The 21,211-nt window shown below is 41.2% G+C and carries 16 protein-coding genes; 8 read left to right on the top strand and 8 right to left on the bottom strand.

Features of this window, described 5'->3' with window-relative positions; translation table 11 throughout:
* The first annotated feature begins 39 nt into the window (after positions 1-39).
* The 4 genes from KI742_RS20110 to KI742_RS20095 all read left to right on the top strand — a co-directional run bounded on the left by KI742_RS20110 (position 40) and on the right by KI742_RS20095 (position 5,940).
* Positions 40-1,917, top strand: coding sequence for a propionyl-CoA synthetase (locus KI742_RS20110; protein WP_213877664.1), 1,878 nt, complete (start codon positions 40-42; stop codon positions 1,915-1,917).
* Between the two features lie 189 nt (positions 1,918-2,106).
* Positions 2,107-2,586: a GNAT family N-acetyltransferase gene (locus tag KI742_RS20105; protein ID WP_005377290.1), complete on the top strand. Its 480-nt coding sequence runs from the start codon at positions 2,107-2,109 to the stop codon at positions 2,584-2,586.
* A 191-nt stretch (positions 2,587-2,777) separates the two neighbouring features.
* The gene (locus KI742_RS20100; RefSeq protein ID WP_256903294.1) at positions 2,778-4,109 is read left to right on the top strand and encodes a trypsin-like serine protease; all 1,332 of its coding nucleotides are present in this window, start codon (positions 2,778-2,780) and stop codon (positions 4,107-4,109) included.
* A 385-nt stretch (positions 4,110-4,494) separates the two neighbouring features.
* Complete coding sequence (locus KI742_RS20095; protein ID WP_213906145.1) at positions 4,495-5,940, top strand: bifunctional NUDIX hydrolase/phosphatase PAP2 family protein; 1,446 nt, start codon at positions 4,495-4,497, stop codon at positions 5,938-5,940.
* 160 nt (positions 5,941-6,100) lie between these two features.
* Here KI742_RS20095 and KI742_RS20090 read toward each other — a convergent pair whose 3' ends face one another.
* Positions 6,101-6,910 (bottom strand): Cof-type HAD-IIB family hydrolase, encoded by an 810-nt coding sequence (locus tag KI742_RS20090; protein WP_017821691.1) that lies wholly within the window; start codon positions 6,908-6,910, stop codon positions 6,101-6,103.
* A gap of 216 nt (positions 6,911-7,126) precedes the next feature.
* Here KI742_RS20090 and queE point away from each other — a divergent pair, with 216 nt between their 5' ends.
* On the top strand, positions 7,127-7,777 hold the full coding sequence (queE, locus tag KI742_RS20085) for a 7-carboxy-7-deazaguanine synthase QueE (protein WP_005377296.1): 651 nt from the start codon (positions 7,127-7,129) through the stop codon (positions 7,775-7,777).
* A 310-nt stretch (positions 7,778-8,087) separates the two neighbouring features.
* Here the strand turns inward: queE and queC are convergent, their stop codons facing one another.
* From queC to eamB, 3 genes are all read right to left on the bottom strand, one after another.
* Positions 8,088-8,744: a 7-cyano-7-deazaguanine synthase QueC gene (queC, locus tag KI742_RS20080; RefSeq protein WP_005377298.1), complete on the bottom strand. Its 657-nt coding sequence runs from the start codon at positions 8,742-8,744 to the stop codon at positions 8,088-8,090.
* Between the two features lie 67 nt (positions 8,745-8,811).
* Complete coding sequence (locus KI742_RS20075) at positions 8,812-9,150, bottom strand: helix-turn-helix domain-containing protein (protein ID WP_005388200.1); 339 nt, start codon at positions 9,148-9,150, stop codon at positions 8,812-8,814.
* Positions 9,151-9,449: 299 nt separating this feature from the next.
* Positions 9,450-10,034 carry a cysteine/O-acetylserine transporter gene (gene eamB / locus KI742_RS20070; RefSeq protein WP_005388201.1) on the bottom strand — a complete coding sequence of 195 codons (585 nt, stop codon included), beginning with the start codon at positions 10,032-10,034 and terminating at the stop codon, positions 9,450-9,452.
* 112 nt (positions 10,035-10,146) lie between these two features.
* Between eamB and KI742_RS20065 the strand changes: the two genes are divergently transcribed.
* Positions 10,147-11,046, top strand: coding sequence for a LysR family transcriptional regulator (locus tag KI742_RS20065; protein WP_213967923.1), 900 nt, complete (start codon positions 10,147-10,149; stop codon positions 11,044-11,046).
* Positions 11,047-12,279: 1,233 nt separating this feature from the next.
* On the opposite strand, the gene KI742_RS20060 is transcribed toward KI742_RS20065, so the two are convergent.
* The 3 genes from KI742_RS20060 to KI742_RS20050 form a co-directional block, all read right to left on the bottom strand.
* On the bottom strand, positions 12,280-13,209 hold the full coding sequence (locus KI742_RS20060; protein ID WP_025768139.1) for a LysR family transcriptional regulator: 930 nt from the start codon (positions 13,207-13,209) through the stop codon (positions 12,280-12,282).
* A 145-nt stretch (positions 13,210-13,354) separates the two neighbouring features.
* Positions 13,355-16,495, bottom strand: a complete 3,141-nt coding sequence (locus tag KI742_RS20055; protein WP_213911255.1) for an efflux RND transporter permease subunit — start codon at positions 16,493-16,495, stop codon at positions 13,355-13,357.
* Positions 16,496-16,507: 12 nt separating this feature from the next.
* Entirely contained in the window at positions 16,508-17,677 is a 1,170-nt protein-coding gene (locus tag KI742_RS20050) for an efflux RND transporter periplasmic adaptor subunit (RefSeq protein ID WP_053304410.1), read from the bottom strand.
* A 378-nt stretch (positions 17,678-18,055) separates the two neighbouring features.
* Between KI742_RS20050 and KI742_RS20045 the strand changes: the two genes are divergently transcribed.
* On the top strand, positions 18,056-18,979 hold the full coding sequence (locus KI742_RS20045) for a LysR family transcriptional regulator (RefSeq protein WP_262640033.1): 924 nt from the start codon (positions 18,056-18,058) through the stop codon (positions 18,977-18,979).
* A gap of 140 nt (positions 18,980-19,119) precedes the next feature.
* Entirely contained in the window at positions 19,120-20,094 is a 975-nt protein-coding gene (locus KI742_RS20040) for a porin (RefSeq protein ID WP_025768142.1), read from the top strand.
* A gap of 609 nt (positions 20,095-20,703) precedes the next feature.
* Here KI742_RS20040 and KI742_RS20035 read toward each other — a convergent pair.
* Positions 20,704-21,048, bottom strand: a complete 345-nt coding sequence (locus KI742_RS20035; RefSeq protein WP_005377323.1) for a DUF3316 domain-containing protein — start codon at positions 21,046-21,048, stop codon at positions 20,704-20,706.
* Between the last annotated feature and the right edge of the window lie 163 nt (positions 21,049-21,211).

Below are 21,211 nucleotides of genomic sequence, written 5' to 3'. Positions count from 1 at the left end.
AGAACGAGAGCAATGTCAGGACATACTGGAGGAAGCAATATGTCTTCATACGAAAAAGAATACTTATGGGCGAAGAATGAACCGGAGAGTTTTTGGCGCGCTCAAGCGGAGAATCTCGATTGGTTTGAATCTCCTAAAACTATCTTGAAATCTGATGAAAACGGCATAGAACGTTGGTTTCCAGATGGTGTAATGAATACGTGCTGGTTAGCATTAGATTACCATTGCGAGCAAGGACGCGGTGATAATACTGCACTCATTTATGACTCGCCAGTGACAGGTCGTAAAGCCACGTACACCTATAGCGACCTACGTGACCAAGTAGCAAAAATTGCTGGCATGCTGTCTGCTCAAGGTGTTGAAAAAGGCGACCGAGTCGTTATTTATATGCCGATGATCCCAGAAGCCGCAATGGCGATGCTTGCCTGCGCGCGTTTGGGGGCGATTCATTCCGTAGTATTCGGTGGTTTTGCACCTAATGAGCTTGCTGTACGAATTGAAGACGCAGAGCCGAAAGTCATCATGACGGCGTCGTGTGGGATTGAGATCAACAAAGTCATTCCATACAAACCAATGGTAGACAAAGCCATTATGGACAGCCGTTGGAAGCCTGAGAAAGTGTTTGTTTTCCAACGTCCAGAGTGCGACGCTGAGCTAAACCAAGAAAGAGACTTAGATTGGCAGCGAGAGTACAAACAAGCGCTGCCACATGGTTGTGTTCCGGTGTTAGCAACCGATCCGCTCTACATACTTTATACATCGGGTACGACAGGTAAGCCGAAAGGCGTTGTGCGTGATAACGGTGGCCATGCTGTCGCGATGAAGTACTCCATGAGCGCAATCTATAACATTCCTCAAGATGGCGTCTTTTGGGCGGCATCTGATGTGGGCTGGGTAGTAGGGCACTCTTATATTGTTTACGCTCCACTGATTCACGGTTGCACTACTATCCTATTCGAAGGCAAGCCTGTTCGAACACCGGATCCTGGGGCATTTTGGCGAGTGTGTGATGAATATAAAGTAGATGCGTTGTTCTCTGCACCAACGGCGTTTCGTGCGATTAAGAAAGAGGACCCGGAAGGCGAGCACTTAAAACGGTACGACTTGTCGAATCTGAAAACCATCTTTATGGCGGGAGAACGCCTTGACCCTCCGACACTGGAGTGGGTTCAGAGCAAAGCGGACAAGCCCGTTATTGACCACTGGTGGCAAACCGAGACGGGCTGGGCCATCGCGGGCAACCCGACAGGTGTCGAAATGATGCCAGTTAAAGCTGGTTCTTCGACGAAGCCCATTCCGGGTTATCAGGTCGAGATTCTGAATGAACTTGGAGAGGCTGTCGGGCCTAACCAACAAGGCTTTGTCGCATTAAAACGTCCGCTACCACCAAGTTGTCTGCCAACGGTTTGGCGTAATCATGACCGTTTTGAAACTGGTTATCTTAGCCAATTCCCAGGCTACTACGTGTCAGGTGATGGTGGCTATCTGGATGAAGACGGTTACCTGTTTATTATGGGACGTATTGATGACGTGATTAATGTCGCGGGACACCGATTGTCGACAGGTGAAATGGAAGAAATAGTAGGAGGCCACCCAGCGATTGCAGAATGTGCGGTGGTTGGTATCCACGATGATCTAAAAGGTCAGCTTCCACTTGGCTTTGTGGTACTAAAAGACGGTGTAAAAGTGGATGAGCTAGACCTTGAAGGTGAGCTTGTGGGCAAAGTGCGTAGTGAGATAGGTGCAGTTGCTTGCTTCAAGCATGCGTTGGTTGTAGACCGTTTACCGAAAACACGTTCAGGTAAAATTTTGCGTCGAACTATACGTCAAATAGCTGATGGTGAAAAATACACCGTTCCGTCAACGATTGATGACCCAAGTAGCTTGAACGAAATTGAGCGAGTGCTACGACGCTGAGAAAAACTCAATTCTAACTAACCCCTGATCCTCGAACTCTGTTGGTTGGTTCTGCCTCTGTACGTTTATTAAGTGCAGGGGCCTTTTTGTTGTTCAAACAGTACAAACGTATCGTGAAAGCATTTGTGACTTGCCAATACGACGTTTTCCTCACAAACTACAGCCATTCCATTTTTAGTGACCCTTTGTATGACCACGTTTGCGATTAAACCTGCGTGTTTTAGCGACCTAGAGTTGCTCAACGATCTTATGTTCGAGCTTCATGATGAGCATCATCTTCAATCTCCTGAGCTTTTCAAAACGGCAGAGGAGATAGAACAAGAAAAAAGCATTGCTCGATATATTGACGACCCTGAGTGCCTTGTTTACGTAGCAAAACAAGGAGATGAAATTATTGGCTTTATCTCTGGTCACTTCTGTGAACTTATTTCTACCGTCAGCCAGCCAGTTATGATGGGAAGTGTGGATGAGCTCTATGTGCTGCCTGAATATCGAAAACAAGGTACGGCGCAGGCATTGATTAATAAAATTGAGTCAACGTTCTCTGATTACGGTGCAAAACAGATGTTTGTTGAAGTATGGCATTTTAACCAGGGCGCAATATCTTTGTATGAAAAACAAGGATTTGCACATCATATCCACTATTTAAGAAAACCGCTGAACGAATAATCGTATTTAACTTTAATATTGTGATTTAGGTTCTATCGAATTGAAATCATTCAGTTCGTCAATAGACTTTTCTCTATAAGTTGCTCGCAATGTTAACAAATTGATATGCACCCACATTGGTATCGGCGTTTTTGTCTGCTTGTTTATTAGTAGCACGAGGATCGTGCTTACAAAAACAAGAGGACAATATTTTGAAACTAACAAAATCGTTACTTGCTTTAGCCGTTTTGCCAATGTTCGCAAGTGCTGATGATTTGTCACAGACGCAAAATCATACTATCCAACCCCAGATCGTAGGCGGAGTAACTGCCGACCCACGTGACTGGAAATTCTACACCCAAATTGTTAGTCGTTATGGTAACCGATCATATTGTGGGGCCAGTTATATCGGGAATGGTTACGTCCTGACTGCTGCGCATTGTGTTGAGGGTGATTCTCCGAATCAGATAGCGGTTAAAATCGGTGGCGTTGTTTATAACGGTAGTGACGGTGTTCGTGCAAACGTCAGTGAGATCCATATGCACCCGGCATATCGCCGCGCGACGCTTTCTCATGACCTCGCGGTATTGAAGCTCGACTCTGTGCCTCAAGGTGTTTCTTCAGTTGAGATTGCGAATGGCAGTCTAACGCAATACGCGAGCATCGGAGATTGGCTTAGTGTTGCTGGCTTAGGGCGAACTTCTGAAGGAGGAAGCTCTCCGTCTCGATTGCAAGAGGTTGACGTCCCACTTGTGTCGGATATGACTTGCCGTCAAGCCGGTGGCAACTACACAACGGTTGGAGAAGTGTCATTCTGTGCGGGTATTCCTCAAGGTGGGATAGATTCTTGTCAGGGAGATAGTGGTGGTCCAATCGTCATTAATCGCAGTGGTGTAATTACTCAACTTGGTGTGGTCAGTTGGGGAATAGGTTGTGCTCGTCCTGGTATGTATGGGGTTTATAGCGATATCGCTGCTATGCGCAATTTTGTCGATGGTGTTATCGGAACAGCAACACCACCAAAAGAGAATGTTTCTGTTGGATACACCACCGAACAGACACTGGCATCATTTAATGTTGGGGAGTTACAGCAACATAGCTTTGTTATCCAGAATTCAGGGAACACCACGTTCACTGTGGAAAATGTTCGCGCGTTTGCTTCGGGTGTTACTGATGCAGCTGTTATTGCCAATGATCAGTGCTCTCAGGCGACGTTAGCAATGAATGCAAGTTGTCGTATTGATGTTGAATTTGGTGCTACTCAGAGCGGAGAAGCAAGAGTGGCTTTGAACTTCAACGTTGATAAGACCAGCACACAATACCAAGCGTTAGTATCCGCTCAAGCGAAAACGGTGACAACGCCTCCCACAGATAGCTGTAAAACTGTATGGCAAGCCAGCTTAGTGTATCTCAAAGGAGATACGGTTACTTGGAATGGTAAAGTTTGGCAAGCGCAGTGGTGGACTCAAGGTGATAATCCAGCAGACTCAGGGCCTTGGGGTGTTTGGCAAAAAGTCGGCGATGCGAATTGCACGTCTAACTAACGATCGGGCCAGTGAATTTGATTCGTTGACCATGAGATAAGATTCATTCTTGGTTTCAACGATCAGTACATAGTTACCATAACTGGGGTTTATTGTTTGCGAATAATAAGCCCTTTTTTATTGTGTCAACTATGAGAACCCACAAAATGTGTATGACTTTGTCCTGACGTTATCTTTATATAACTGGCAGAATTGCGATCAACATTTTATGTTTTGTCTGATTTTTGTCAGGTTTGCATTAAATTATTCTCCAGTGAGCGTTGAGATCAGGTTTTACGCGATCAACTCAGTTTGGCATAACTCGTTACTTAATTTTTGTCGAAAAAGATAAGATTAACTGCCATGATTCATTGGTTATCATTATGTTTATTTAAGGTCATATTTTGTGTTGAGACAGCTGTTATTACTCATCCTTTGTTTTATTTTGTTACCTGTTTCACCGATTTCTACGGCTAAAGCCACTGCGAGCGAAGTTAAAGGAGCGCTCTGTATTGTTCGCGCTGATGACAAGTTAGTGCTAGTTCATGAAGTATTAACGGATAAGATTTCTCTACCTGGCGGAACCATTATTGATGGTGAGTCTCCACAAGTTGCTGCTCAACGAGAAACGTGGGAAGAAACCGGTATAGTGGTTACGGTTGGAGAGGAGCTTGGCAGAACGGACACTGCGGTTTTTTACGACTGTATATCAGACTCTGACATTATCGCTTTTTCTATGAATAATTCTTTAGGTGGAAATGAACTACCTATTTGGTTTGCCCCTCATTATGGAGTAGAAGTTGCGTCAGCGATGTTGCTTAGCCCATCTGAATTACCATCATCTTTATATCGTTATCCTGAGCAATGGCCACAAGCCACTCAGTTTTTTGATCAAGCTACCAAGCAATCAGTATCTTATGTGACTCAGTTGATCGAATCCGCGCCTTCATTTCGTCAGGTTGAATTGGCGTGGCTGATAGATTTACAGAGTTGGGTAGGGGCGTTGTCAGAAACGAGTTACGAGGTAGCTAGTCAGATCTCGAAACTGGTTATAGACCTGACAGAACCGACGGTACTACTCTTTCTATTTCCTTTTGCCATGATGCGCTTTGGTAGCCGGTTTGTGTACCGACTCTTTTTTGCAATTAGTGCAACGTCGCTTATGGTGCTTGTCGCTCAACAAGGCTTTTCGTTACCGCGCCCACATGTCTATATACCAATGATGGAGTTAACGCACAGCTTTGGCTTTAGTTTTCCTAGCTTGCCTATCGCTGTGTGGTTTTGTGTGCTGACGTTCTTGTTTCATAGAACCCAGTATTTTGGTTTGAATGGAACAACGGCAGTCTTCGTGTTCATCACTCTTACAGTGGTGTTAGGTAAGTTTTTCCTCGGCAGTGCCTTTATTTTAGATATGTTATTTGGCGCGCTGTTAGGCAGCTTGGTGGCTTGGCATGTTCTTCGATTGGAAACAAATCAAGATGTGAACGTTGATCAAGTTCTAAGCTCAAAAGGCGTCTGGTTCATTATGACTGCGGCAACAGCGGTCATCTCCGTCATCTGGCCATTACCTGTGTTTGGTCGCTGGCTAGCAATTTTAATCACTGCATCAGCGTTGGTCATGACATTTAAAGAGTCGAAAGCACATTTAGATACTCGGCAGATGATCTTTGTGACGCTGGCATTGTTGCTTGTTGATCAACTCTATTTGTACTCGGCTAATATCGTATCGTTTAGCGGTTTGTGGTCATTAGTCTTGTCGACGTTACATTATCCATTATTAATGTTGTTATTTATGCTGCTTGCAAGGAAGCTGACTTGTGAAAACCAACCGAGCAAAACGTTGCTAGATTGATGGCTGTATTTGTTATCTATTAGTATTTAAGTAAAAACAAAGCCTTGCATTACAGCAAGGCTTTTACACGTTTAGTCCACGAACAACGCCGCTTGCCTATCTTGGACGGCTAGGGATGTTAAACGTAAGAAGCTTAACGCAACAGACATGGCGGAAAGGACTATGCATTGAGCACGAACTTTTCTATAGCTTTAGCGACACCGTGCTCATCATTACTTGCCGTAATGTAGTCAGCGATTTGCTTGGTTTCTTCCATTGCATTTGCCATCGCGATACCAAGGCCAGCGTATTTCAGCATGTGGTGGTCATTTTCTGCGTCACCCATACAGATAACTTCTTCCGGTTTAATTCCCAGATACTCGGCAATTGCGGCAACACCAATACCTTTGTTGCTCGCAGGGTTAAGAAACTCAAGGAAAAACGGAGCGCTTTGAACAACCGTAAACGCTTCGCGCATTTCAGCTGGCAGTGCTGCTATAACTTCTGTTAGTTTGCTTGGCTCTGCAACCATCATAGCTTTGATGATTGGATGATCGTCTTCTAGTGATTCGAAGTTCATCTCGGTGACATTTAAGCCATTTATCTTTGCTTCAATATCGGTGTAAGGGTTGTGTTCGTTGGTGATTAAACCATGAACTTGACTAAAAGCATGGACGTACGCACCTAGCTCTTCGGCTTTTCGCGCCACCAATTTTGCAGCTTTACCATCTATGATTTGCTGGTGGATGATGTCGTTTGTGCCTACGTTCTTGACCATCGAACCGTTGTAGTAAAGAACAAAATCTCGATCGGAATGGATATTCAGTTCGTCGAGCTTGTCTTGCATTCCTTCTAATGGGCGACCAGAAGCGAGAACGACAGTAACGCCTGCTTCTCGAGCTTTTGCGATCGCTTGTTTGTTTTCTTCAGAAATGGCTTTATCACTATTGAGTAGCGTGCCATCCATATCTAGTGCGATCAGTTTATACATCATTTCTTACCTTAAAGTTTTTTGGGATCTGTCAGTGAAAAAGGCTTGGTTTAACGTTAACCAGAAACCTACATTCATTAGGCTATGAAACTACAAAATGGTCTATTTTAACAATTAATTTTTGGTTTAAATTGACCTAGACACGCGTGTCCATTATGGTCTTCGCCTCGAAATGTTATGAGTTGAGTGAGTTCTGCGTTGTATAAGCTAAATGAGATGTTTGAAACCATCCAAGGGGAAGGGGTTTTTACTGGAGTCCCTGCTGTTTTTGTTCGGCTTCAAGAGTGTCCGGTTGGTTGCTCATGGTGCGATACCAAACAAACGTGGTATGCAGATGAGAATGATCAACGTCAAATAGGCGATATTCTGGTGAAAACGGAAGACTCTCCGACGTGGTGTGTTGCATCTGCCGAGAACATCGTAGAGCAATATCAACAGCAAGGCTTTAATGCTAAGCATATCGTGATTACTGGTGGAGAGCCTTGTATTTATGATCTGCGCCCTTTAACAAAGGCGTTTGAAGATATGGGGTGCCAATGCCAAATTGAAACCAGTGGCACATCAGAAGTGATTACTTCAGAAAATACGTGGGTGACAGTGTCACCAAAAGTAGCAATGAAAGGTAAATTACCAGTGCTTAATAGCGCGTTAGAGCGGGCAAATGAGATTAAGCATCCAGTCGGCACCCAGAAAGACATCGACCACCTTGATGACCTTTTAGCAAATGCGAACGTAGCGGCTGAGACTATCATTGCACTACAACCAATTAGCCAGAAGCCTCGTGCTACGCAATTGTGTATTGATACGTGTATTGCCCGCAATTGGCGTTTGTCTGTTCAAACTCATAAATATTTGAGTATTGCTTAGACGAGAGGCTCGTCATCATTCGAAGTGGCTTTTCTATCTAATCCCGGTTTCGCGAGTAATGCCGTTGGTAGCTTTGCTATCGAAACATTGTCGATATATCTAAACAATTTATAGCGTTGTAAAAGCTAAGAAGTGTTGGCTATTGTGGTGTGGTGCTATCTTTGGTTCGACAATCGTTTCGCATTTAATTGATGCCACCAATCTGGCGGCATCAAAATGAAGCTCTGTTGGCTGGAGTTTCACGCTGAGATAAAGCGTTTAGAAGCTAACGCAAAAGGTTTTATCCCAGCGCTATTACCGCTAACAAAGACTATTTGCTCGCTAAGTATTCTTCTAAGCCGCTTTGTCGCAGTAGGCACGCTGGGCATTCACCACAGCCTTTACCAACGATTCCGTTGTAACATGTTAAAGTATTGTTTTGGACAAACTCCAACATATTGTGCTTATCAGCTAGAGCCCAGGTCTCGGCTTTAGTAAGCCACATTAAAGGAGTCTTAATGTTGAAGGCTTTATCCATACCTAAATTGCAAGAGAGATTTAGAGAGCGAATAAAGTTGTCTCGGCAGTCAGGGTAACCACTAAAGTCTGTTTCGCAGACTCCCGTAATGATGTCTTGAATGCCAAGCTGGTAAGCATGGATACATGCGTAAGTAAGAAAGAGAATGTTTCTCCCTGGAACGAATGTATTGGGTACGTTAGCGTCGCTTAAGTCATTAGATACCGGAATGTTGTCTCTTGTCAGCGAGCTTATCGCTAACTCATTAATTGATTTTACATCCAGGACTTTGTGGCTTTTGATGTTAAGTTGCTTACCTAATTCGATAGCGATATCTATTTCATCTGAATGACGCTGGCCATAATCAAACGTTATAGCATGAACTTCATCATATGTATTTAATGCATCGATTAAGCAGGTCGTAGAGTCCTGCCCACCGGAAAAAACCACAAGTGCTTTTGTTGTAGCCATGTTGAACCCTTAGTTATGCTCTTTGATTCTTTGGTATTGATACGTATTCTTAGGCGTTTAATCCCAATTACGTACTCGACTTCGTGGCGATTGCGTCTGCAATCAGCTGGGCTGTGCTCTCAAGCACTCTTTGCTTGTCATCATTTGACAGCTTGTGGAGATTCACAGCAAGTTCAGCGGTGATTTCATCTTCACAAAAAAAATAGTTTAGAGGCACGTTTAGCTCATCTGCGATAAGTTTGAGCGTTTTTACGTCGGGAGTATGGCGCTCCCTTTCGTATTGATTCATCCTTGCACTTGCAGAACTATCATCCATGCCGATACGGATGCCCAGTGCTTTTTGGGACAGATTCGCTTGTTTACGCGCATGCTTAAGGCGGGCTGGGAGTGGGTTATTAAACAACACTTAAAGTTCATACGAAGGACTTGGATGACTAAGATTATCTTAGTTTTTCTGATTTGTGTATACTAAGCAATGCTTAGTTATTGCCGAGGTCGCCAAGGCCGTGTCTGTAAAACTAAAAAAGATTTCGTATCTTTAGGTTGATTAAGTGACGTTGAACCTACTTCTTCAAAAACTGCCGTATGAAGGAGCGAGTAAGGGCACGAGAAACCGCAGCTATTTGTAGAGCAGAATTTGCTCTTCACATAAACGTAGTCGTCTAAGTTGAAGAGCAATATTGTTCTTGATGATCAACTATATACTTAAGTAAATAACTGTGTCGCACAATAGATCAGAGCTGCTGCTAAGCTCATATTTATGACTTTGCCATATCTCTGGAATTGCGATTGAAGTAGCTTTCCTGCAACGGCCCAAACTACGTTGCTAAGGAGTGCGATCAAAGCAAGAATGAGGCTAGTCGCTAAGATCCAGTAGATATTCTGAGTGTGGGGCAGTACGAACGTAGAAATAGAGGTAATTCCATAAAGAATGATTTTCACATTAACGAACTGCAAACCGAAACCTGTTAAGAAACTGATACCTTTAGAATTATCCGATGAAGTTTTGATCTCACTCGTAGCAAGCCCCCAAGCCAACCAAACAATATAAGCTGCTCCAATCCATGTTAGCCAAGGTGTAATCACGGGCAAGAGGCTGATCATGTTATACGTGAAAGCGCCACAAAGTAGCATCAAAACAACATAGCCACAAAACATCCCCGAAATCACTTTTGTTGAGCGTTTTAGTCCATATTGCGTCGCGATGCTGAGCGATAAAATGTTGTTTGGCCCTGGTGTAATTGAAGTAATGATTACGTAAGTAAAAAATGCGGTGTAGATGGCTGTCATCTCTATCTCTCCTGTTTTTACTGCACTATACTTCGCTACAATTGATTAAAAAATTGAATAAATTAAAACTTAGACTTTTAATTTATTGAACTGTTGGTTGTGGAGTCTAGTCATGAATCTAAAACGCTTTCTTACTTTTAAAGCTATTGTTGAAGAAGGATCGTTTCTAAAAGCGTCACAGAAGCTTTATTGCACGCAATCAACCGTCACCTTTCAAATCAAGCAGTTGGAACAAGATCTGTCTCTGCAGCTGTTCGAAAAAATAGGGCGTAAGATGGTTTTGACTCAAGCAGGAGAAAAGATACTGCCTTACGTCTATGAACTGGCGCGAGTGATGGAAAATATTGAGGGAACAGCACAGCAAGAAAACTCGGAGCCGACCGGTGAATTGAAAGTGCTGGTTGCTGAGACTCAACTTGCTTATAAGATGGCTAATGTTTTAAAAGAGTTCAGGATCAGAGCGCCCAATGTCAGACTCTCTCTGCAATCACAAAATTGCTATCAGATTCGAGATGAGTTGATAGCGGATAAAGCTGATTTAGGTGTGTTTTATCGAGTAGGTAATGACGATACGCTCAAGGTCCACGAGTTTGAGCAGGAGCCACTGGTATTGGTTGCTTCACCGCTTTTAAAAGGGCTAGATTTAAAGAAGAGAGAGCAACATATTGATTTAGGGTTTATAAGCAATGGCTCTAAGTGCCTTTTTCGACAGATGTTTGAGAGCATTATTCAGGAGCGTGATATTAGCATCGACAACATGATCGAACTTAGCAGTATTAATACGATCAAAAATTGCGTTGAGAGTAATATTGGTATCTCTTATTTACCTCGTTTTACGGTTGAAAAAGAGTTGCAAGAGGGCAGTTTACAAGAGCTTGAGTTCACCGAATTTTCACAGATGATCAAGCCACTTTGTGCTTATCATGCTGGGAAGTGTGTGACGCCGGCGATGGAAGTCTTTATTGATTGTATGCGTAACGAGTATGAACGGTTTTCTACTCAGAGTCGGTGATCTTTAATATGTTCTATCTGACATAGTTTCGTTTTTACTCCTTTTTACTTTTTAAGTGGCTACTTCTAATTTATTGATTTTTATTGCTTTGTTGTGAATCCGACTGTTGTGGGATGATAAATGGGATCTGATGTGAAGAGCTATTTATTGACGGAAAGAGATAAGATATAAAAATGACGGCGTGTGATAACTAGATTAGATAAGGTTACATAATTAACAGTGTAATAAATGCCATTCTTTATGGATTATTTTCAACGAGACTTAATTGTTACGGTTCGTTATTATTAACTCGTTAACGCATCCATTGCTAGGAAGTTAACTTACGCATATTGTTTTTTTCATCATTTGCAGCAAATATAATTTGCTGCTTTTTTTTAGCCAAAAAAGTTCAAAGCTTGAACTACAAGCTCTGAACTCTTATTTATACTTAGTGATTTTCTACTTTAATAAGTAAAACACCGTTTAAAAGTATCGCGTAACCTAGTAACTCTAAGCTTTCTTCGACCAAGTTTTTCACGTCTCTATTGTATGAGTTCCCCATGAACTCGACCCAAAAATCACCATACCCTGCAAAGCGTGAGAATAAGAAAACAATAAAAAAGCCAATCGTTAATGTCGTGAAGCTAGAATGAGAAATGAAAAGTTTTACCTCATTTTTTATGTTAACTATGTTATTAAAACAAAAATAACAGACCGAGACTATTATAATCCAAGCAGGATACTTCCATGAACCGTGAGGGAAATACTGCTCTATGTGGTAGTCCATTTCTCTAACGAATATAACCATAAAAAATGAAGACATTATTACTAATATGTGTTTGAGTTCAAGATATTCCTTAGATTTATACAAACACATTAACGATGAAAAAAGCACAAATGCTATTTGAGTCATTTCTATAAGAGAGTTCTCCGATGTGCTTTTGTCCATTTGTACGCTAAAATAAATCGTTGCTAACGTATAAATAACCAAAAAAATAAGATAAGATATTTTATATACTAACAAACTAGTGATCGAGGTGTGTTTTTCTTTAATATACATCGTAACTTGTATAAGTGATGGATTTGTTAGTATTATAAATCAAGAGTGTTTTATATTTAGTGAATTAATCGCCATTTAGAATGGAACTTAATTCACCTAACATTAAATTTCGATGAACATTAAATATTTCTAGTTTAACTTATTGATTTTATTTGATGTTTTATTTGCTGTTAATTTTGGTTAAATAGAATTACCTAGCTTTTATTGAAATGCTTTTCCCATATTGGTGGTATGCCAATTTCTTCTTGAACGATATCAATGAATGCCCTAACCAATGGTGATTGCTGACGGTGTGAGTACATGGCATAAATATCACCAAAATCTTGAGTTTCATATTCTGGTAAAAGTTGAACTAAATTAGAAGACTCTAGGTTGTTAGGAAGCATAAATTGACCTATAAGTGCTGCGCCCAGACCTGACTTTACGCTTTCAATTATTAGCTCAGCTTCATTTACCATGTATGACCCTGATATTGGGTATGTATCTAAACCATCTGATTTTGCTTTGTCGTAGAATTTAAGTTTATCGACAATAAAATTACCATTTGAATAAATAATAAAAGGTAGCTTAACTAACTCATCAGGCGTTTCTGGGTTACCATGTTTTTCAATTAAATTTCGAGAAGCAATGATTGCAGTCGTATTTTTTGCTAATTTTCTTGCTACCATTGATGAATCCCTCATAGGTCCGATTCGAAAAGCAATATCAAAATTACTTCTAATCACGTCTACATGAAGATCATCTAGCATTAGTTCAACACTTGCTTTTGGGTACTTATGTAAAAACTTCTCTATCGAAGGTTGTAGATAGAGCTTTCCAAATAATGTTGAGCTTGAAATTCGTACTTTCCCTGAAGGCTCAGTCTGAAAGTTCTCCGCTATTTGTTGAGTATCATCAAGGAGTTGAGATATTTGGTCTGCTTTTTCAACTATTTGCTTGCCGACTTGTGTTAATGAAAGAGAGCGAGTTGTTCTGTTTAATAGCCTAACGCCTAAGTGCTCTTCTAACTGCTTGATGTGTTTAGATAAAACAGAGCGGTCGATATTCATCCCATCTGCTGCTTTTGCAAAAGATCCAGCTTTAGAGACTTCTAAAAGCAGGTGTAGTTTATTTGCTAAATCCACAATGTTTATCCAAGTTAGATATTAGCGTATTAGTTTCATGTATAACTGCTGCTCTGTCTAGAAATTATTAATATACTTAATAACCAAAAGAAAAGGGAGCAATAGCTCCCTTTAGTATGAATTTAAATGAGTATTTATATTATGGTTATAGTGTTTGACGTTTTTTGTTTCGACTCACTAACATGTAAAAAACAGGTGTGAGTAGTAATCCAAATACCGTTACGCCTACCATACCCGAGAATACGGCAATACCCATTGCTTGTCGCATTTCCGCTCCGGCCCCTGTACCAATCATTAATGGAATAACACCAGCGGTAAATGCAATTGATGTCATTAGAATCGGTCGAAGACGTAAACGACATGCTTCCAAAATCGCTGATAAGGTATCTTGACCATTGTCTTTAAGTTCTTTAGCGAACTCCACCATCAAGATGGCATTTTTACACGCTAGAGCCACAAGGACAATCAAAGCAATTTGTGTGAATATATTGTTGTCACCACCAATGAACCAAACACCTGCTAGTGCAGAAAAAATGGTCATAGGAACGATCAAAATGATAGCGAATGGCAGTTTTAAACTCTCGTACTGCGAAGCTAGCACCATGAAAACTAACAAAACAACAAGTGGGAATATATACACCATCGTGTTACCAGCCAAAATCTGCTGGTAGGTTACATCAGTCCATTCATAAACCATTCCCTCTGCTAGGTTTTGAGCCAGTACTTCCTCAATAGCCGTTTGGGCTTGGTCAGAACTGTAACCAAAAGCAGGACTGCCGTTTAGTTCTGCACTAGGGTAGCCGTTATAGTGCATCACGCGGTCAGGCCCAATCGTAGGTATGATCTCCAGTACAGCGCCGAGAGGAACCATTTGTCCGGCAGCATTTCTTACTTTGTAGTTAAGTATTTGGTCAGGTTCGAGACGATAGTTCATGTCTGCCTGGGCATTCACTTTGTATGTTCTACCAAACATATTGAAGTCATTGACGTACAACGATCCTAAATAAACTTGAAGCGCATCAAAAACCTGCTCTAGAGGAACACCTTGCAGCATCGCTTGTTCACGATCTATTTGGATGTCCATCTGCGGCACTTGTATACGAAATGTGGAATATAATCCCATCAGCTCGGGTCTTGTTGATGCCTCACTTATTACCAAGTTCAATTGCTTGAAGAGCTCATCAAACCCCTTGTTCGCACGGTCTTCGATTTGAAGCTTAAAGCCGCCAGTTGAGCCAAGTCCTTGGATTGGTGGTGGTGGAAAAATCGCAACGAAGGCTTCATCAATGATTGAAAAGCTCTTATTCAAAGATGCAACAATCGCATTTGCTCCGAGAGTTGGATCATTTCGTTTATCGAAGTCCTCAAGCGTAACAAAAACGATGCCACTATTCGGACTGTTAGTAAAACCATTAACCGATAAGCCTGGGAAAGAAATCGTTTGTGCTACGCCAGGTGTTGCCAGCGCGAGGTTTTCCATTTCTTTAATAACGGACTCTGTTCTATCTAAACTTGCTGCATCTGGAAGTTGGGCGATCGCAACTAAATACTGCTTATCTTGTTGAGGAATGAATCCACCAGGAACCGCTTTGAATAGAGAAACCGTTCCCCCGAGTAACGCAATGTATACCACCACAACAACAAGGCTAAAACGAATCAGCTTCTTGACCAGAGCTTGATATTGGTTCGAGCTATACTCAAAAATTCTATTGAATGGCGCAAAAACATACTTACCAAAAACCGCATCCAATAGCTTGGTTAGCCGATCGGGTTTTGCGTTCTTATCTTGTAATAGCAGTGCTGATAAAGCAGGCGATAACGTCAACGAGTTAATTGCTGAAATAATCGTCGAGATCGTAATTGTTAGTGCGAACTGCTTATAAAACTGACCGGATAACCCTGTAATAAAGGTCGTCGGGATGAACACCGCACATAATACTAAAGCAATTGCAATAATTGGCCCGGTAACTTCGGTCATTGCTTGTTTCGTTGCTTCTAGTGGTGCAAGACCATTATGGATGTTCCGTTCCACGTTTTCGACGACGACAATGGCGTCATCGACGACGATGCCTATGGCGAGAACAAGTCCAAACAACGAAAGCGTGTTAATCGATACTCCGAGCATTTGCATTACGGCGAACGTACCGATTAATGAAACAGGCACCGCAATGATAGGGATGATAGACGCGCGCCATGTTTGCAAAAACAAAATGACTACAACAACAACTAGTACAATTGCCTCTAGCAGAGTATGAACCACTGCGTCTATCGATCCACGGACAAAGACGGTCGGGTCGTAGGCTATTTCATATGAAACTCCAGCTGGAAAGGCTGCTTGTAAACGGTCCATGGTTGAACGAACCTGATTAGATAGCTCAATAGCATTAGCACCAGGGCGTTGGAATACGGGCATCGCCACCGCTGGTTTACCATTTAACAAGGCGCGCAGTGCATAAGAGTTTTGACCTAGCTCTACGCGTGCAACGTCTTTAAGACGTGTCAAAGCCCCTGTTTCGTCAACTTTTACTACAATGTCGTTGAATTCATCAATATTCTCCAAGCGGCCCTTTACGTTCAACAAAACTTGGAATTGGTTTTCATTAGCGGCTGGTTGCGCACCTAATGAGCCTGCTGCCACCTGTTGGTTTTGAGATCGGACGGCGGACACAACGTCCATTACGGTTAGATTTCTAGAAGCGAGCTCATCTGGATTTAACCACAAGCGCATTGAGTACTCGTCACCACCGAAAAGGCGCACATCGCCGACGCCTCCGAGCCGAGCTATCTCATCTTTCAAGTTTAAATTAGCGTAGTTAGCTAAATAACTGACTTCACGGCTAGAATCTGGAGAATATATATGCACAACCATAGTGAGATCAGGAGAGGCTTTTTCGGCAACAACTCCTAACCGTTGGACGGCTTCTGGTAATCGGGGCAAAGCTGTAGTGACGCGATTTTGAATTTGAACCTGAGCTTTGTCCAAGTCCGTACCTAAAGCAAAGGTTACGGTCAATGTCATTCTGCCGTCACTGGTTGCCTGTGAAAACATATATAACATGTTTTCTGTACCATTAATTTCTTGCTCCAGAGGCGTAGCAACTGTTTCTGCGATTACTTTTGGGTTCGCACCAGGATAGTTTGCTGTAACTACCACTGTAGGAGGGACAACCTCTGGATATTCACTCACAGGCAACTGCAAAAGTGAAATTGCGCCTACTATTAATATCAATAGCGATAACATAGAGGCAAATATGGGTCTTTGAATAAAAAAGTGTGCAAATTTCATTCGGTTGTCTTCTTAGTCTTGAGCTAAACGTTTGTTTGGCAACGATGTTGAGTTTGAAGCCATAATCAATGAAGTATTGCTAATATCTAGCGTGACATTTTTTGGTGTGACTTTGCTATTTGGGCCAACTTTTGCTGGGCCATTTACCGCAATAATTGAGTCGGCGTTCAAGCCATTCTCGATAGCACGAAATGTTCCGTAACGTTCGCCTAAGGTTACGATGCTGTATTGCAACGTATTCTCTTCATTGAGTGTTAATACAAAGCGGTTTTCTAGATCTGTGCCAATAGAACGCTCTGGAACGAGAACTCGTTCAACTGGTTTGGTTGTTGATATCTGAACTCGGCCAAACGATCCCACTTTTAAGTTTGATTTTGTTGCATCGAATACCGCTCGAACCTGCAAAGTACCGGTGTTTTCGTTGATGGAGTTGTCGACAAAGTCAACGCGTCCAAAAAACTCCTGCCCATTTTGTCCAGATAGTTCAAGACGAGTAGGTAAGTTAGAGTCGGCATTGATTGTCGAGAAGTAACGGTTCCAAGTTCGCTCATCGACATCAAAGTATGCATATACCTGATCGTTAGAGACAATGTTTGATATAACGCTTTGATTTGCGTTTACATTGTTTCCTTTAGTAATGAATGCTCTTGAAATAGTGCCGCTAATAGGGGCATATATCTTCGTAAACTCAAGATCTAACTTTGCGGATTCTAACTGAGCACGCAAAGCCATTAGTTCTGCAGAGCGTTGCTTTACTGCGGTATCTCGGGCCTCTGCTTGTTCCGCTGAGATGGCTTTTCGCTTAACCAGTTGAGCGGCTCTCTTTTGTTCGTTTGCTGCTTGCTCTAGCGCAGCTCGAGCACTCTTAACTTGCGCTTCAAGTCGTGAGACCTGAGCTTTGAATGTTCGATCATCAAGAGTGACGAGTAAGTCGCCTTTGTTGACACTCTGTCCGTCTTTGAACTCTACCGTTTCAATAACTCCGGAAACGCGTGGCATTAAAGAAACTTTCTCTGGTGCTTGAAGCCTTGTTGTAAAGGTGAACCACGATTGAACGGGCTCATAGATGACTTTGGAGACGTCTATCGTAGGTAAGGGAGTATTAGGTTGTTTGGTTATCTCTTCGTCTGCACAAGCAGCTAAAACGGATAAAAGGCCAATGCCGAAAACTTTCTTTAACATTTGTCGCGCCCTAAATGATTCTGTTCATACTAAAAGGAACGGCATTGTATTCATTGTACCTATGGGTAAATAGGCCCTCAGCGAACATAGAGTAGTGATAAAAATGCACGATTAAATATTGGTCAAAATGCTCACTTTTTGGTTTGAAAAAGGTCAGTTTAGGGTTTTAAAGACGTGGAGTATTGTTAAATGTAATAAGCCATAATAGATAGGAATAACTAAACAGAAGCTAAAGATAGCGACGAAAATTAAAGCTTTTTTAATTCGTGCATTATTTGCAATTCACTGATGCAATTTGAACCATAAAAAATTGAAATTAATTTTGTAAAATCCATTTCCCATCACATAAAGAATAAAAACTAAATAAGGAATTGTGCAGTGGATCTCGCAAGCCAACTTGAATTACTACTGGATGTCTCTGAATACGGAACTTTTGCTAAGGCTGCTGACAGAAATCATATAGATCGTTCAGCTTTGTCAAAACAGATCAAAAAGCTAGAGGATGAATTGGGCTTACGGCTGTTAAACCGTTCCACGCGTTCGCTATCCCTGACCAATGCTGGTGTTGAGATGGTGGCGCAAGCTAAGAAAGTAAGAGAGGTTCTAACTGAAACTCGTAGTATTGCTGCTACATTTCAGGATGAACCGAAAGGTAATCTGAAAATATCAAGCTCCACTTTCTTTGGCAGAGCATACTTAAATCAGGCAGTTAAAGAGTTTATAAAACAGTACCCAAACATTACTGTAGAGCTGCTGCTCGATGATAATCGAGTCGATGTTATCAACGAAGGTTTTGATGTTGTGTTTCGTATCGGACCAATCCGAGAGTCCAACATGATAGTACGTAAGTTGGCAAGCAATAATATGGCACTGGTTGCATCGAAGAGTTTTATTGACAAGTATGGAACCCCGAGCTCTCCAGAAGAGCTTATAAAAATGCCAGCAGTAATATACTCTAATGCTAACTTTAAGGCAGATAAGCTACGTATAGCGCCAAGCCAGTCATCAAGCGACGTTAGAACGTATAATATCAATGGGCAGTACTTCGTGAATGAAACTGAGTTAATGCTCGATGCCGTAAAATCTGATCTAGGGTATGCTTTAATAGGGCAGTTCTTTCTTCAGGAGAGTTTGAGTAAACAAGATCTTGTACAGTTGCTTCCTGATTATAATCTTCCCGCGATAGGGGAAATATATGCAATGTATACTCACCGAAATCAACAACCATTAGCCAAACTGTTCATTGATACTGTTCAAAAAATAATAGGGACGCCTCCTGTTTGGATGGATTATCTCAACTAATATGAGTACTAGGACATAATGTTTTAGATTGAGGGCTTGTTTATATTTATCCATAGAATATGGTTGAATTTGCACTTTAAAAATAATTGCCACTGTTCATAATTTCACTCGATTCAAACAACACAAGTAGTGGTAATTAAATGAAAATGACAAGAACGTCGATCGCAATCGCTGCACTTTTTTCTGCAAGTGCTGCAAATTCAGCCGTAGTTTATGAAGATCAAGAATCAGTATTAAATATTCATGGCCGAGCGCAAGGGATGTATTATTTCTCTGATGATAAAAATGCAGACGGAGATAATAGCTACATTCGTGTAGGACTTGCAGGTGAGTCTAAAATAAATGAAGATCTTTATGCCTTCGGCTTATATGAGTTGGAATTTAAGTCTAATCGCAGAGATGCTGATGGGATTGAAGATGATGAATTTGATATCCGAAAAGGCTATGTAGGAGTTGGTGCAGATTACGGAACAGTAAGTTATGGACGTCAATACGGTGCGGTCACTTTAGTATCTGACTACACGGATATTTTCCCGGAGTTTGGTAATGAAGCTGCTGGCGTAAGTGCGGATCTATATGGTACCGGTCGCTCCGATTCAGTATTTAAGCTAACGACAAGCTATGAAGGTTTGAATATTCATGTTAGCTATCAGGCTGAAAACGATGAAGTGTCAACAGATGCAGCCTCTTATGGTGCGGCGGCGGACTACAAGTTGCCATATGGCTTCAAAGTTGCGCTTGGTTACAACGAAGGTGAAGGGCAATCGGGTGCAGAAGATGCAGAGCTGCTAACGGGTGCTATTGCATTTGAATACGACAAGTTTTATGCCTCTGTTTTATACAGTGATGGTGAAAACTGGGCTAAAGATGGTTCTGAAAGTAATATTGATTACACCGGTATTGAAGCAGTTGCCACTTATGAAATAACAGATAAGCTTTGGGCACTTGTTGGCTATAACAATCTAGAGCGTGATGATGAAGACGTCGTCGATTACTACTCACTAGGTGCAGAGTACGATTTGACTTCTAATTTTAAAGCACTAGCAGAATACAGAATTACAGATGTAGACAATGAAGACGATATTCTTGCAATAGCTGCGAGATATTCATTCTAAAAAATTAATAAATATAAAAAGCCTGAAACTATTTTCAGGCTTTTTTATTTATCGGTGTAATTTTATAAGTGCTGATTTTCATCCATATATAATGGATTATATTGATCGTTACTTGTTAAAGTGTTTTGGATATAATTGTTTTGTTAGCTAGTCCACTGCTAGTTTTCATTTTCATATTTTTTGAATGATGATTTTTTCTTTGGCAACAAGAAGTATCTTGTTGCCTTTTTTTATTTTTACGTCTTATGGTTAATTAAAACAAAAAGAGTTTTTTATATATTGCTATAAACGAGAAAAATATAACGACAATTGTCAATCTTAGGTTGAGTTAATCTTCATAAAAAAGTGAACTCAATTTCAAGGGTATTTTTCATTTAAGTGATGTGGAATCCATATGGCGAACCAAGTGAATGATAAAGCGCCAAACGACGAAATGTATCTCAATGAAGATTGGAAAAATTATTTTTATGTAAACGATAGAGGTAGGGATTGATACTGTTTATGTAAGGAGAGAGCGATTTATGAAAAGCCGTCGTTTCAATGTGATTAGACACCTTTACTTTCTTAAAATAGGAAGGGCTCTAAGAAAGTAAAGGTGCAGATGATTTTTTAGTTTTTACCGCCGTCACTTGTTCTGAAGTGATAATCGAAGTTTATGATTGCACGATATTTAACTTCATCACGGTTAAGTGCGTATTCTTCAACTCTCACCTTACTATCATCGATTGCAATATCACGAGGGAAACCGCTTCCAATGATGTTTAGACGATTTCTAAGTTCATGTTTTGATAGCGTTTGGTATTCATCGACAAGATCAAACGCAGAGCTATAAGCGGCATCTTTTGTCGTAAAGTCATTGAGAACAACTTTGTTTGTAGAGTGTTCGACATGAATACCAGCAGTAGCAGATAAACTGAATAATAATAGTGATGAGAGCGTCATTAGTTTTTTCATATAGTCACCTTTTTATTTGTATTACAAAGTCAAGATGTCCAACGAATCCTTGTTAATATCTCTCGACAAAGGTGATAGTGCCATTATAGAAATGTGCTGTACATCACATTTGTGACCATTGACTATGGAAGAATTGTCAACAATAAAACTCAAGCACTTTTGA

Origin of the sequence: Vibrio sp. D417a, from assembly GCF_030248595.1 — a bacterium.
Taxonomy (GTDB): Bacteria; Pseudomonadota; Gammaproteobacteria; order Enterobacterales; family Vibrionaceae; genus Vibrio; species Vibrio alginolyticus.
The sequence above is the reverse complement of the archived record's forward strand: the minus strand, read 5'-3'. Positions and strand labels throughout refer to the sequence as shown.